The organism is Monoglobus pectinilyticus (genome assembly GCF_002874775.1).
GTDB lineage: Bacteria > Bacillota > Clostridia > Monoglobales > Monoglobaceae > Monoglobus > Monoglobus pectinilyticus.
Genome location: NZ_CP020991.1, coordinates 1,916,926 through 1,930,438 on the forward strand (window position 1 = coordinate 1,916,926; position 13,513 = coordinate 1,930,438).

General features: G+C 38.1%; 9 protein-coding genes and 1 tRNA gene. 5 read left to right on the forward strand and 5 right to left on the reverse strand.

Features of this window, described 5'->3' with window-relative positions; all coding sequences use genetic code 11:
* Positions 1-207 precede the first annotated feature (207 nt).
* The gene (locus B9O19_RS08090; protein ID WP_102365942.1) at positions 208-3,072 is read left to right on the forward strand and encodes an ATP-binding protein; all 2,865 of its coding nucleotides are present in this window, start codon (positions 208-210) and stop codon (positions 3,070-3,072) included.
* A gap of 39 nt (positions 3,073-3,111) precedes the next feature.
* On the opposite strand, the gene B9O19_RS08095 is transcribed toward B9O19_RS08090, so the two are convergent.
* From B9O19_RS08095 to pheS, 5 genes are all read right to left on the reverse strand, one after another.
* A tRNA-Thr gene (locus B9O19_RS08095) sits at positions 3,112-3,187 on the reverse strand.
* A gap of 90 nt (positions 3,188-3,277) precedes the next feature.
* The gene (locus B9O19_RS08100; protein ID WP_102365943.1) at positions 3,278-3,535 is read right to left on the reverse strand and encodes an IreB family regulatory phosphoprotein; all 258 of its coding nucleotides are present in this window, start codon (positions 3,533-3,535) and stop codon (positions 3,278-3,280) included.
* A 38-nt stretch (positions 3,536-3,573) separates the two neighbouring features.
* Positions 3,574-5,925 (reverse strand): phenylalanine--tRNA ligase subunit beta, encoded by a 2,352-nt coding sequence (gene pheT / locus B9O19_RS08105; RefSeq protein ID WP_102365944.1) that lies wholly within the window; start codon positions 5,923-5,925, stop codon positions 3,574-3,576.
* 12 nt (positions 5,926-5,937) lie between these two features.
* A complete protein-coding gene (locus tag B9O19_RS08110) occupies positions 5,938-6,465 on the reverse strand; it encodes a P-loop NTPase family protein (RefSeq protein ID WP_102365945.1) in 528 nt (175 codons plus the stop codon).
* Positions 6,466-6,467: 2 nt separating this feature from the next.
* Positions 6,468-7,487 carry a phenylalanine--tRNA ligase subunit alpha gene (gene pheS, locus B9O19_RS08115; protein WP_102365946.1) on the reverse strand — a complete coding sequence of 340 codons (1,020 nt, stop codon included), beginning with the start codon at positions 7,485-7,487 and terminating at the stop codon, positions 6,468-6,470.
* A 186-nt stretch (positions 7,488-7,673) separates the two neighbouring features.
* On the opposite strand from pheS, the gene B9O19_RS08120 reads away from it, so the two are divergent.
* From B9O19_RS08120 to B9O19_RS08135, 4 genes are all read left to right on the forward strand, one after another.
* Positions 7,674-9,416, forward strand: a complete 1,743-nt coding sequence (locus B9O19_RS08120; RefSeq protein WP_102365947.1) for a right-handed parallel beta-helix repeat-containing protein — start codon at positions 7,674-7,676, stop codon at positions 9,414-9,416.
* 46 nt (positions 9,417-9,462) lie between these two features.
* Positions 9,463-10,434 carry a calcium/sodium antiporter gene (locus B9O19_RS08125; RefSeq protein WP_102365948.1) on the forward strand — a complete coding sequence of 324 codons (972 nt, stop codon included), beginning with the start codon at positions 9,463-9,465 and terminating at the stop codon, positions 10,432-10,434.
* Positions 10,435-10,460: 26 nt separating this feature from the next.
* Positions 10,461-10,661, forward strand: coding sequence for a hypothetical protein (locus B9O19_RS08130; protein WP_102365949.1), 201 nt, complete (start codon positions 10,461-10,463; stop codon positions 10,659-10,661).
* A gap of 157 nt (positions 10,662-10,818) precedes the next feature.
* A complete protein-coding gene (locus B9O19_RS08135) occupies positions 10,819-13,227 on the forward strand; it encodes a SpoIIE family protein phosphatase (protein ID WP_102365950.1) in 2,409 nt (802 codons plus the stop codon).
* Positions 13,228-13,513 lie beyond the last annotated feature (286 nt).

Here is a 13,513-nt window from a genome sequence, read left to right on the forward strand (position 1 = left end):
GTTATAATGGGGTATGTTTATACAATTAAATTTTTCTGAGTGCTATGCCATGAACTCAAAAAATTTTTTTGTTTTTAAAATAAAGTATAAAGTTATTCAATAATCGACATTTCTTTTTTTACAATAGATATTTTGATTAGAAATATAATTGTAGATTGATTGCGTATTTAATAGAATGATTTTCAAAACGTCAGGAGTGAGCAGCTAATGAGAGATATGAAAGAGCAGCTGAGCTATTGTAAAAAAAGACATTTATTTAAGTTTGGCGATATTCACAGAGTGTGTAAATCTGTTGGTGCATGGGCAGTAATTTTATTTATCTTTCTTTCATATTGTCCGGCTGTGGTTGCTGAAGACGTGGAAGAGACAGTTTTGACTGTTGCGTTTCCTGTCAGTCCGGGAATAAATGAGGTTTATGAAGATGGAACTTATGGCGGATGCGTTTATGATTGGCTTAGAGAAATTTCTAAGTATACCGGCTGGAAATATGATATAAAAACCGCAGATGAATCAAATGATGAAGCGACCACTGAATTACTGGACGGAATGATTGAAGGAAAATATGACATCATGGGCGGAATGTTTTATCAGGAGGAATACGAGCAGTATTTTAACTATCCGAAATATATTATGGGTTCAAATTATTCACTCTTGATGTACCAAAAGGATAACAGTGATATTAAAGGTTATGATTACAACACTCTTAACGGTAAACGCATAGGAGTTTTTGGCAAAGCGGCCAGTAAAATAGAACGGTTAAAAAAGTTTATTGAATATAATAATTTAACTTGTGAGCTTGTGTATTATGATGATAGGGAATTATACGAAAAATGTATCGATTCGGGAGATGTCGACCTGATTTACGGCAGTGACGTATATATGAAAGACGGGTATAATGTTGCCGTTAAACTTGACAGCGACCCGTATTATTTGGTTACGTCAAAAGATAAGCCTGAATTATGTGAACAGTTATCAAAGGCGATGGAAGAAATTTATGCTGCGAATCCAAATTTTGCAGAGGAACTCTATAATAAATACTTTCCTGATAAATATATAAATTCCATAACTTTTACTGATGAAGAAGATAAATTTATAAAGGAATGCGGAACTTTAAAAGTTGCTGTTATAAGAGACCGTTATCCTCTGTTTTATGAGAGCGATGGGAAAAAAAGCGGAATCGTACCGGAATGTTTGAAACTAATTTCTAATCGGACGAATCTTGATTTTGAATATGTGTATGCTGATACATATAGTGAACTTGTTGAAATGGCAGCATCCGGAAAGGCGGATATAATCGGAGCCTTTATGAATGACGATACATCTGCGGATGATTTGGGGCTTATAAGAACTGCCGGATATGCTGATTTAGACTCAATTATTTTGAGAAATAAACAAAGTTTTGACAAACAAGACGGTCTTACGATGGCTGTACCCGAAACTCTATCCTTAAAGACTACGGGAAAAAACGATTCTATTATCAGGTATCCTAAGTATGAAGACTGTATGGAAGCTGTAAACAATGGCTTGGCGGATTATACAAGAATGCCTGCTTCTTTTATAGAAGGTTTTTATACAAAGGATTATTATGCTAATATGACCATTGTAGCAGATACAAATATTCAGGAAACACTGACTCTAGCAATGAAAGCTCCTGCAAATGTGCAAATGTATTCTGTCCTGAGTAAGGCTGTTAATAGTTTTAACGATGAGGATAAAGCCCATATTGTGTCACAGCCAAATTTAAGTTTACCTGACGGTGTAGTTACACTTAAAACTGTCCTTTATACTAATCCTGTTCTCGTGATTGGTATATGTGTCGGTTTTGTGTTTATTTTGTCCTTAATGGCTGTTTTGTTTATATTCTACAGTATGCGTACAAAAATGATGGCTGTAAAGCTTGAAAAAGCGGAGGAGACCAGCCGGGCAAAATCAGACTTTTTATCCAGAATGTCGCATGAGATACGAACGCCTATGAATGCTATAATAGGGCTGACAAATTTGGCAATATTAAGCAGAGACGCGACTCCCGCATTAAAAGAGGATTTAAATAAAATTGATTCATCCGCTAAATTCCTTTTGTCTATTCTTAATGATGTTTTGGATATGTCTAAAATTGAAAGTAAAAAAATGACGGTTGAAAATTTGCCTTTTGATATGTATGAATTAATTGAGCAGATAAAAATTATGTTCGTCCCACAGATAAGCGAGAAGAATTTAAATTTTGACGTAACTTGTGAACTTGAAGATACATGTTATTTAGGGGATAAAATGCGTATAAATCAGGTGCTTGCGAATTTGATGTCTAATGCTTGTAAGTTCACCGACAGAGGGGGCAGTGTTTGGCTGTCAGTTACAGAGTCAAGAATTAACGAGAATAAATCAAAGCTTAAATTTAGTGTAAAAGACACAGGCGTGGGTATAAATGAGAAAGATATTGATAGGGTTTTCAATTCTTTTGAACAGGCGGAAGGAAGTAATTTAAGAGCTCCCGGAACAGGACTAGGTCTTTCTATAAGTAGCAGTCTTGTAAGTTTAATGGGAGGAGATTTAAAAGTAAAAAGTGAGCCCGGCAAGGGTTCGGAATTTTATTTTATCATAGAACTTCCAATATATAGTGGCAAATTGAGTGAACCAAATAACGTAGCTGATAAAACAAAAAATATTGTTTTAGATGAAAATATTTTGAAAAATATGCGTGTTCTGTTAGCAGAAGATAATGATATAAACGCCGAAATTGCCACAGAGCTGTTAAAAATGAAGCAAATATCCGTGGATAGAGCTCCAAATGGACAGGAGGCTGTCAATATGTTTGCAAAAAGTTCGGACGGCGAATACAGTGCTATTTTGATGGATATAAATATGCCTGAAAAAGATGGATTGACTGCTGCAGCTGAAATTCGCAAAATGAATAGAAAAGACTCGGCTGAAGTTCCTATTTTGGCAATGACCGCAAATACATTTAAAGAGGACAGAGAGAAAGCGGCAGAAGCTGGAATGACAGGATTTTTGCCAAAACCATTTGACGCTGAACAGCTTTATAAAACATTAACAGATTCAATCTTAAAAAAGTAAAAATTAAGCCCGCTGCCTAAAGGCTGCGGGCTTTTTTCGTGGAGCCGATAAGCGGAATCGAACCGCTGACCTATTCATTACGAGTGAATCGCTCTACCGACTGAGCTATATCGGCAACAACGATAAATATTATATATTATTTTGTTTAAAATGTCAAGTGCAATTTTTAGATGTCAAAATCAGCTTATTTTAGAAATTTATAAAGTTATTCGTCCAGCTTGTCTTTAACATAGTTGGACACAAGTTCTTCCAAGATTTCATCGCGTTCCAGTTTGCGGACCAAACTTCTTGCGCCGTTGTATGACGTTATATAAGACGGGTCACCTGACAAAATATATCCCACGATTTGATTTATAGGATTATATCCTTTTTCAGACAGCGCTTGGTATACAGACAGTATTATTTTTTTAGGGTCAGCACGTTCTGTTTCAACATTAAATTTAACTGTTTCCTGATTTTCCATAGTTTTCACCTGCCTTTATATTAAATATATTATATTGATTATCTAAGTTCAGCGCCTAAGCAATTTTTAAGTTTTTCAAGTATATTATTTAGGACGTCATTTATTTCGTTATCAGTAAGTGTTCTGTCAGGAGCTCTAAAGGTTAGAGAATACGCAACGCTCTTTTTATTTTCTCCTACCTGCTGTCCTTCATATACATCAAAGAGTTTATAACTTTCTAAAATTCCGTGTTTTGTGTCATTTAATATTTTCTCTATTTTGCCAACGCTTATTGACTTATCTATAACCAGCGCAATGTCACGGTTTGAAGCCGGGAATTTTGGAAGAGACTTATATTCTCTTTCGAATGTTGAAAATTCCATTATGGTGTTAAAATCCAGCTCTCCGCAATATATATCGGTGTCAAGCTTAAAGTTCTCGGCTATGTCAGGGTGAAGCTGACCGATTGTTCCGATAATTTTTCCGCCCGCGCATATTTTAGCACATCTTCCCGGATGGTATGCCGGCGACTCTGTGTCGGCTTCAAACTCAGCGTTTTTGATACCAAGGTCATCAAGAAGATTTTGCACTATTCCTTTAAGATCAAAGAAATCTACATCGCCGTACATACCCAGCGCCACAACAATTTTCTCGTCAGGAAGTTTTTGATTTTCAACCGGAATATAGGTCATACCCAGCTCAAATATTTTTGCTTTCGGAACCCGGCGGTTATAATTAATCTTTAAAGTTTTGATTACCGACGAGAGCATATTGGTTCTCATGATACTGTTTTCTTCGCCAAGAGGATTGATTATTTTGACAACATTATCGGCCGGTACCTTTGTCATTTCAAATTCCTTGGGGTCAATAAAAGAGTAAGTCATGGTCTCATACATACCATATGCAGTCAGAAGCTCTCTTATGCAGTCTTCGGTTTTTTGTTTAAGTGTTTTTCCGCCGATTGTTACTCTTCCCTTCATCATGGTAGTAGGAAGATTGTTATATCCATATATTCTGGCAACTTCTTCGGCTATATCCGCCATTGTTTCGATATCTCCGCGGAATGTCGGAACTTCAACATTTGAACCGTTAACCTCAAATTCCAGTCTCTTTAAATATTCAGCCATATCAGAGGCCGGTATATCAGTCCCCAAAAATTTGTTCATTTTTTCAGGTTCAAAAGGCAGAACTGTTTTAGTCTTTTTGATTGGATATATATCTATACAGCCTCCTATAACTTCCCCGGCGCCCATTTCCTCAATCAGTTCACAGGCACGGTTTATAGCGTTTAAACAGTTTTCAGAATCAAGTCCCTTTTCAAACAGAGCTGAAGCGTCAGTTCTCATTCCCAAAGATTTTGCTCCACGCCTTACAAGTATAGGATTAAAGTTCGCGCTTTCAAACAGAACGGTTGTGGTAGTATCGGTAACTTCAGTGTTGGCTCCGCCCATGACTCCGGCCACGCCTATTGCCCTTTTTTCATCAGCTATTGTTATCATACCGGATTTCAGTTCTCTCGGCTGTTCGTCAAGAGTTTCAAGCGTCTCACCGTCTGACGCGTCTCTGACTATTATTTTTTTGCCTTCAATATTATCTAAGTCATAAGCATGCATCGGCTGACCATATTCAAGCATGATATAGTTTGTTATATCTACAATGTTATTGATAGACCTAAGACCACAAGCAGTCAGTCTGCGCTGAATCCACTGGGGCGATGGGCCGATTTTTACATTCTTAACAGCTCTTGCCGTATAGCGCGGACAGATGGAGGGGTCGGCAATTTCAACCTTTGCATAATCATTAACGTCTTCATTGTTTCCTGTTGGTTTTATTTCAGGTATTTTAAACTCTCTGTTAAAGGTTGCGGCGCTTTCGCGGGCAAGACCGATGATGCTCATACAGTCAGGTCTGTTGGAGGTAATCTCAAATTCAGCAACGCTTTCGTTAAGACCCAAAGTTTCGGTTATGTCCTCGCCTATAGGTGTATCATCCGGTAAAATCAGTATTCCGGAAGCACGTTCCTTTGAAATGCCCAATTCATCAGTTGAACACATCATACCATAACTCATAACGCCTCTTAGCTTACCCTTTGTGATTTTAATACCGCCGGGAAGTGTGCTTTTATGTTTTGCAACAGGAACAACAGCGCCTTCAAATACGTTGGAAGCTCCGGTAACTATCTGTATATCCTCGTCTTCTCCGACGTTTACTTGGCAAACAACCAGCTTGTCTGCGTCTGGATGTTTTTCAATTTTGTCTATTTTCCCAACAACAACGTTCTTAAACTCTGCACCGGGGTTTTCAATGCCCTCAACTATAGAACCGCTCATGGTTAGTTTGTCTGCATACTCTTTCTCGCTGATGCCGTCTGTATTCATATAATCCTTTAACCAGGATAATGGTAAATTCATACTTGTTTCCTCCTAAATATTAGAACATTGGTTCTCAGTAAACTTCTGAACCTGCTTCGGGTTTTTAAATATAAGTATTTGTTTCCCCGGATATTTCCTGCCGGCTTCATCAAGACGGCGGAGGTATTTTTTTCTGTTTTTCCTTCCTTTGTGAAGTACCCAGCTTACAAATTCAAAATCAATTTTTTCATCGCAGCCTTTACCCATATCTTCACGGGTTCTGCCTTTGTAGTTAAAATAGCGTTTGAGTATTCGTTTAAAACATAAAAATCGGTTAAAGTCCAAAAATATAATAGTATCCGCCAGCTCTAATCTTTTATCATATAGAACCTTTGAATAATTTCCATCGATTACCCATTTATCTTGATTCAGCACATTTTGAAGAGTCTCAGACTCAATTTCAGGAGTATTTTCCACCCAGCCCGGAAGCCAGTGGAGCGAATCAAGATGCGTAGGGGTCGTCCCTATTTTATTAGCTATAAACCGAGCCAAAGTAGATTTTCCTGCGCCTGAAAATCCAATTATCATTACGCGTTTCATAATTAAAATTGCTTTAAGAACCCGAGATCGTTTTCATAGAACAATCTTAAATCGTCTATACCATATCTGAACATAGCAACACGCTCAAGACCTATTCCAAAAGCGAAACCTGAGTATTTCTCAGGGTCTATATTGCAGTTAGCCAAAACTTTGGGATGAACCATACCGCATCCAAGTATCTCTATCCAGCCTTCGCCTTTACATATTCTGCAGCCTTCGCCTTTACAGCTGAAACAAGATATATCAACCTCTGCACTAGGTTCGGTGAACGGGAAATGATGAGGGCGGAATCTAACTTTTGTGTCCTCTCCATAAAGTCTCTTTATAAACACTTCAAGAGTACCTTTTAAATCTGCCATAGTTATGCCTTCGTCCACAACCAGCCCTTCAACTTGATGAAAAACTGGTGAGTGTGTGGCGTCAACCGCATCGCTTCTATATACTCTGCCCGGTGAAACTATACGTATGGGGGGCTGCTGTTTTTCCATAACTCTAACCTGAACTGAAGAGGTCTGTGTTCTAAGCAAAGTATCTTCATTGATGTAAAATGTATCCTGGGTATCTCTTGCAGGGTGGTCAGGCGGAAGATTTAAAGCCTCAAAATTATAGTAATCCAGTTCAACTTCAGGACCTTCGGCTATAGTGAAACCCATTCCTATAAATATATCCTTTAAGTCATTTAAAACAGTAGTAATGGGGTGCTTTTTCCCGTGTTCGGGTCTGTTGCCAGGCAGACAGACGTCAATGGTTTCAGAAGCGAGTTTTTTGTCTTTTGCCAGCTTTATGAGAGCTTTACTCTTTTCCTCAAGTATTCCTTCGATAAAGCCTCTGACCTCATTGGCTAACTGTCCTATAACAGGGCGTTCCTCCGGCGTAAGTTTGCCCATACCCTTCATCAGAGATGTGAGCTCGCCTTTTTTGCCAAGATATTTGACTCTGAGATTCTCAAGCTCAGTCAAATCCAGTGCTTTTTCGAGCGCTGACTCGGCGCTGGTTTTGATAGCGCTAAGCTGTTCTTTCATATATATAATACCTCCCATATAATTATACAACGTTATTTCAAATAATTTTAACACACAATTCCTAATATTTCAAGGCTTTTAAGGTATTTTTTAAGTATGCAAGTTTATTTTACTGTGATTTTAGCTTGTGTTTTATACGGTTTTGGTGTATTATTATTCCAATAGATACCTTAGGGGGAATCATAAATGAAGAATATTTTAAAATTTGCCGGTGCTGTGATTGTAGTTCTGATGTCGTGTATAACATTAGTATTTGCGGCAGGACAAGCCCAGCCGGAAGTAACGGTGAAAAATCAAAACGGATTGACATTAAGAAATGATGTTTTTTCGTACTCAGATAAGTTTATAACAAGTGAAATTAAGAATACTGACAGTGCGGATTCTTCTGAGGTGCTATTAATGGCAGCGTATGATGAGGAAGATAATATCATAAGTATCAGCAGTACCGGTGATTTAAATATTGCTCCGGGGGAAACGGCAGAATGCGTTCTTAGTTTGGACAGTGCAGATAGAACTGTAAAATCAGTACGAGTCTTTGTTTGGAGAGATTTTGAGAGTGCAGAACCTATTTCGGAGATGATAGTACTCACTAACGAACTTTATACTTACAGAGATGATGCAAATTCAGTTTTTGTATCTGTTGAAGGAAGTGATTCAGACGGAGACGGAACGTTTGCAAAGCCATTCAGAACGGTTGATTTTGGTGTGTCAAAATTGTCGCCTGGAAAAACCCTTTATCTTATGGAGGGAACCTATAAAGAAAATATATATGTGGGCGTAAAAGGCACAGTGGCAGAGCCGATAACAATAAAGGCGGCTCCCGGCGCGCATGCGGTGATAGACGGAGGCGGAAAGCTGAACGAGAATATAATTGAACTTGAGTCTTCGTCAAGCGATATTATAATATCAGATTTAGAGCTTCAAAACGGCTGGGGCGGAATATACAGCGAAAATTCAACCTCTAAATCAGGAAAGAATTTTGCGGTATGCAATAATAAAATACATGATATAGACGGCAATAATGACGATACCTTTGCAGTGGTCTTTTATGCTAAAAATGTAAACCCGGTAACAAATGTGATTATTGACGGGAATGAAATATATAACTGCAAAACTTATACGAGTGAAACGGTTACTCTAAACGGAAACGTGGATGGTTTCAGAGTGTCTAATAATATAATTCATGATTGCAATAATATAGGTCTCGACGCGATAGGCTATGAGGGAACATGCAAAACAAAAGAACTGGACTGTGCCAGAAACGGCGTGTTTAGAGATAATACTGTTTATAATGTTTCAACCTATGGCAATGAGGGTTATAAAGATGGTTCAGGTTACGACTTGTGCTGTGCGGGAATATATATTGACGGAGGACATGATATTGAAATATTAGATAATAATATCTATAATTGTGATATAGGAGTTGAAGTAGCCAGTGAGTCTACACGGGCGCCGTATAATATATCATATAATGTGTCTGTAAATAATAATATAATTTCTGAGTGCAAGGGTTTGGCAGGAATTTGTTTCGGAGGTTATGATAATAAGGTTGGCTGGACAAAACAGTGCGATTTTGTTAATAATACCTTATATAATAATATTGTCGGGATAATGGTGCAGCAGGCAGAAGATAATATAATATCACAGAATATAATTTACGGCGGAGAGAATGGACTTGTATTTTCTTTTGCAGACGAGGACGGAAAACTTGTTTATAAAGGTGTTGGTCCGTATAATGACACTAACAATTTTGGAGCAAACTATTGGTATGACCCGAATAGTGTTTCAGGGTATAACTGTTGGTTTGATATGCTTCCGGCGGAACAGCTTTCTAAACAGATAACCGGTGTAGACCCTAAATTTAAGTCTCCTAAGCAGAACAATTTTTCTACTGAACTGAATGCGCTGGGTTATGGAGCTATAAGATAATTTTAAATAATAAAACTATAAATTATGTCAGAAAGATGGAGAGATGATGAATAATATTTTAATGTATGTATGGCTTTTGGTGGGTTTTTTCTTATTAATAAAAGGAGCAGATTTGTTTGTTGACGGCACTTCATCAATAGCGAAGCTTCTAAAAGTACCAAGTATAATAATAGGACTGACTATTGTTGCTATGGGAACCAGCGCGCCGGAGATGGCGGTAAGCGTGGGTGCAGCTATAAAGGGTCAAAATGATATAGTAATAAGCAATGTGCTGGGTTCAAATATATTCAATCTTTTGGTAGTGGCAGGAGGCTGTGCGGTCATAAAGAGTCTTCCGGTGTCAATTGATTTGCGGAAAAGAGATTTCCCGTTTTCTATTGGTATAGCTGCTCTTTTGCTTTTCTTTTGTTTAAATAGTTTGATAATTGGGGGAAAAGGTTTTACTATCAACAGAACAGAGGGCATAATTCTTTTTGCCGGACTTATGGCGTATCTTGGATTTTTAGTATACTCAGCTGTAAAGGGCAGGACAGGCCTTCCCGGAGACGAAGAAATAAAGACAATGTCGCCTCTTAAAAGCGTTTTTTATACAGCTTTAGGTATTGCAGGAATAGTGGTGGGCGGAGACTTGGTAGTGGATTCCGCAAGTGATATAGCCGCCGCTTTTGGTTTGAGCCAGACAATAATAGGACTGACTATTTTGGCTGTGGGGACATCTCTTCCTGAGCTTGTGACTTCTTTGGTGGCGACGCGGAAGGGTGAAAATGATTTGGCAATGGGTAATGTTATCGGTTCTAATATTTTTAATATATTAGGTGTGCTGGGATTATCCGCAGCTGTCAGTCCTGTTAAAGTTTCGGGATTCTCCGTTATAGATTTAAGTTTGTTCATTGGATTCTGCTTGATAATTTACCTAGTCACGTATTTTAGAAATAAGATAGAGAGACTTCCAGGTATTTTAATGGTGTTGACATATCTTGGATATATGACATATGCTGTTATGCGTGAAGTATTTTAAGTAAAATAAATATAAGGAGAGATTTCATGAAGAGAAAAACATTTTATATCATAGCAGGAGTTTGGTTTGCTATGATAGTCTTGATATTGCTGGCTTGTTATACTCCGATTGTTGACCCAGTAACTCAGGAAGAAGTAAAAAAGTACATGGTTTTGGCGATTTGTGTAGGAGCTTTGGCGCTTATGCTTATTAGAAGAAAGGTAAAAGACGACAATGACAGGAGTTAATGGCCTTTTTTAGAGATTAATATCTCCGAAGTTACAGCGATATAAAAAATTTTATATATTTTTCTTATTAGGGAACTGTTTATGACAAATTTTGCCTTGTAACTTGTTTATAATACTTTCGTAATGAAATGTTAATGCGGTTACGGAGGTATTTATTATGAGAAACACAGAATTGGTGTCTGTTGAGACTTCTCTGCAGGTACAGCAAAAAAAGCGGAAAGGAATCGATTTAAAATTTTGGGATATTCCGGTGCGGCTTTTGGGCTTATTGTTTGCGGGGGCAATGCCTATAAGCGGAATGGCGCCGTTTGGTTTGTCTTTTTTGACGCTTGACCGAAAGTTTTCACTAAAAAGCGTCATTAATTTGATTTTTGTGTCTGTTGGCTATCTGCTTCTTTTTGATTTTGAACTTGCTTTAAGATACATATCTGCTTGTGTTATTTTTGAGACGGTTTTATTCGTTATAGAAAGAAACGAAAAACCGTCTTTGTATTTCGTTGCTATTGTTTCAGCGGCAGCCTTGTTTCTTTGTGAGTTTGGCGTTTTAATGTGGACAGGCTTTACGGTTGCGGGTCTAATACTTATAATTTGCGATACAATGCTTATGGCAGTCGGAGTGATGGTGTTTGACAGAAGTAGGGATGTTCTGCTTGAAAATAAGTTTTTGTCGCGTTCACTGCTGACAGATGAAAAGATAAGCTTATGTATAATGGCAGGTGTGATTTTGCTCAGTACAAAGTCAATCACTGTTTTGGATACGTTTAATATATCTAACTTTTTGGCATGCGTTTTAATCGGGGTAGTGTCTTTGTCAAGACATGGTCTGACTCATGGCGCCGTTGCGGGAATATGTTCCGGGATTATATTAGGAATCGGCGGTTTATTTCCGGAGTTTGTGGCAGTACTCACAATCTGCGGCCTGCTGTGCGGTGTTTCAGCTCAGTTCGGAAGAAAGGTTGTTTGCCTTTGTCTTGGTGTATGCGGTTTAGGGATAATGCTGTATATGGGTATACCCGGCGGACAAACGCATATACCAAATATATATGAGTTGGTTTTGGCGGCGGCTGTTGTGTACTTTCTTCCCAGAAAGGCTGTTATAATAGGTGAGAAAGTAACTGATTTTAATGTTGACAATTCAGACGATACTGAGCGTTTTAGAATGTATGTTACTGAAAAACTTATGTGTATATCTGATTCGTTCTATGATATTTCAAAGACATTTGATTCAATGTCGGACAAGCAGACAGGCATGGATATGAGTGATATCTCGCTGCTGTTTGACACGGCGGCGGATAGAGTGTGTAAAAACTGTGAGAGAGCGAATTTTTGCTGGAAAAAGGATTTTAATGCTACATATGCAGCTATGTTTAAATTTTTGGAGATAATGGAGCGGAAAGGCAGTCTGCAGCTCAGTGATGTTCCAAAATGTTTTTCGGATAAGTGTGTACATTTGCTTCCGTTGATAACGGAAATAAACAGGCTGTTTGAGATTTATAAAATAAACAGAACTTGGAAAAATAAGCTTCAGGAGAACAGAGAGCTTACGAGTGAGCAGTTTAAGGGAATTTCTGAAATAATAAAGAATGCCGCGTCGGAAATATGCGGCGAAAAGAGTTTTGATATCAGGTCGGCGGATGAAATAAAAGAAGTTTTAAACGATATGGGAATTTCAGCCCAGCGAGTTAACGTTGTTTGTGACAAGAATGGAAAATATATGGTAGAAATCAGCGTGCTTGACTGTGATGATTTCTCAGTTTGCCAAAAGAGAATAAAACCCGTAATTAAAAAGGTCCTTGGAATCAATGTGGCTGTGCCGTATAATGAGTGTGATACCTCAGACAGCGGAAAGTGCTGTATACGTTTTTGCCAGGTAGAAGGTTTTGATCCCAGTATTGGGGTGGCAAGCCTTTCAAGTAACGGAGAAAGCGGAGACAAGCACTATACGAACTATTTGAGCGGCGGGAAACTTGCGGTAACTATAAGCGACGGTATGGGAACAGGACACAAGGCGGCTATCCAAAGCGACGCTATTGTTAAACTTTTGGGAAGCTTTTTGGAAGCCGGTTTTGATAAGACAATAGCAGTCAAGCTGGTTAATTCAGTAATGGTGATGAAGTCAGCCAGGGATGCTTTTGCAACTGTGGATATGTGCGTTATAGATTTGTATACTGGTGAGATAGAATTTATCAAAAACGGCGCTGAAGCCAGTTATATTAAACATACAGAATATACAGAGACTGTGCGCGCGGCATCATTGCCAATAGGAATAGTATCAATCGGCGATATTGAGACGTTTGCCAGGACTTTGGAAAACGGGTCTATGGTAGTTATGACCAGTGACGGCGTAATATCAGCGGCGGAAGACAATTGGATTAGGGAACTGGTTGAGGTAATAGACATGGAGATACCGCCAAAAGAATTGGCGCAGATAATACTAGACGAGGCTGTTAAGAGAAATGCTGAAAATGGTATTGAAAATGATGACATGACAGTAATATGTGTGAAATTGTCTGACAGAAGGGTTAGAGCAGAGCAGAAGCATGTGCCGAAAGCGGCAGTAATGTAATGATATAGTTTATAAAAGCCGATTCAGTTCAAATCTGAATCGGCTTTTAAAATTCGTTTATTAATAATTGAAAAAATAATACATTCATATATTAATAAAAAAACATAATTTGATTAACAATCAAAAACCATATGAGGTGTGCTTAGCTAATAACTGTACCGTATAAGATGATTTACACTTAAACACGAAGTGTTTAAAATAAAAGAGATTATAAAAACATAACAAATAAAATCAAAAGAGCATCCGTTAAGGAGAGCATCGGTAGGGTGCATTCATGCACCGCGTG

Coding starts and splice junctions, on each gene's coding strand:
- B9O19_RS08090 (WP_102365942.1), top strand. CDS start 208: ATGAGAGATATGAAAGAGCAGCTGAGCTATTGTAAAAAAAGACATTTA.
- B9O19_RS08100 (WP_102365943.1), bottom strand. CDS start 3,535: ATGGAAAATCAGGAAACAGTTAAATTTAATGTTGAAACAGAACGTGCT.
- pheT (WP_102365944.1), bottom strand. CDS start 5,925: ATGAATTTACCATTATCCTGGTTAAAGGATTATATGAATACAGACGGC.
- B9O19_RS08110 (WP_102365945.1), bottom strand. CDS start 6,465: ATGAAACGCGTAATGATAATTGGATTTTCAGGCGCAGGAAAATCTACT.
- pheS (WP_102365946.1), bottom strand. CDS start 7,487: ATGAAAGAACAGCTTAGCGCTATCAAAACCAGCGCCGAGTCAGCGCTC.
- B9O19_RS08120 (WP_102365947.1), top strand. CDS start 7,674: ATGAAGAATATTTTAAAATTTGCCGGTGCTGTGATTGTAGTTCTGATG.
- B9O19_RS08125 (WP_102365948.1), top strand. CDS start 9,463: ATGAATAATATTTTAATGTATGTATGGCTTTTGGTGGGTTTTTTCTTA.
- B9O19_RS08130 (WP_102365949.1), top strand. CDS start 10,461: ATGAAGAGAAAAACATTTTATATCATAGCAGGAGTTTGGTTTGCTATG.
- B9O19_RS08135 (WP_102365950.1), top strand. CDS start 10,819: ATGAGAAACACAGAATTGGTGTCTGTTGAGACTTCTCTGCAGGTACAG.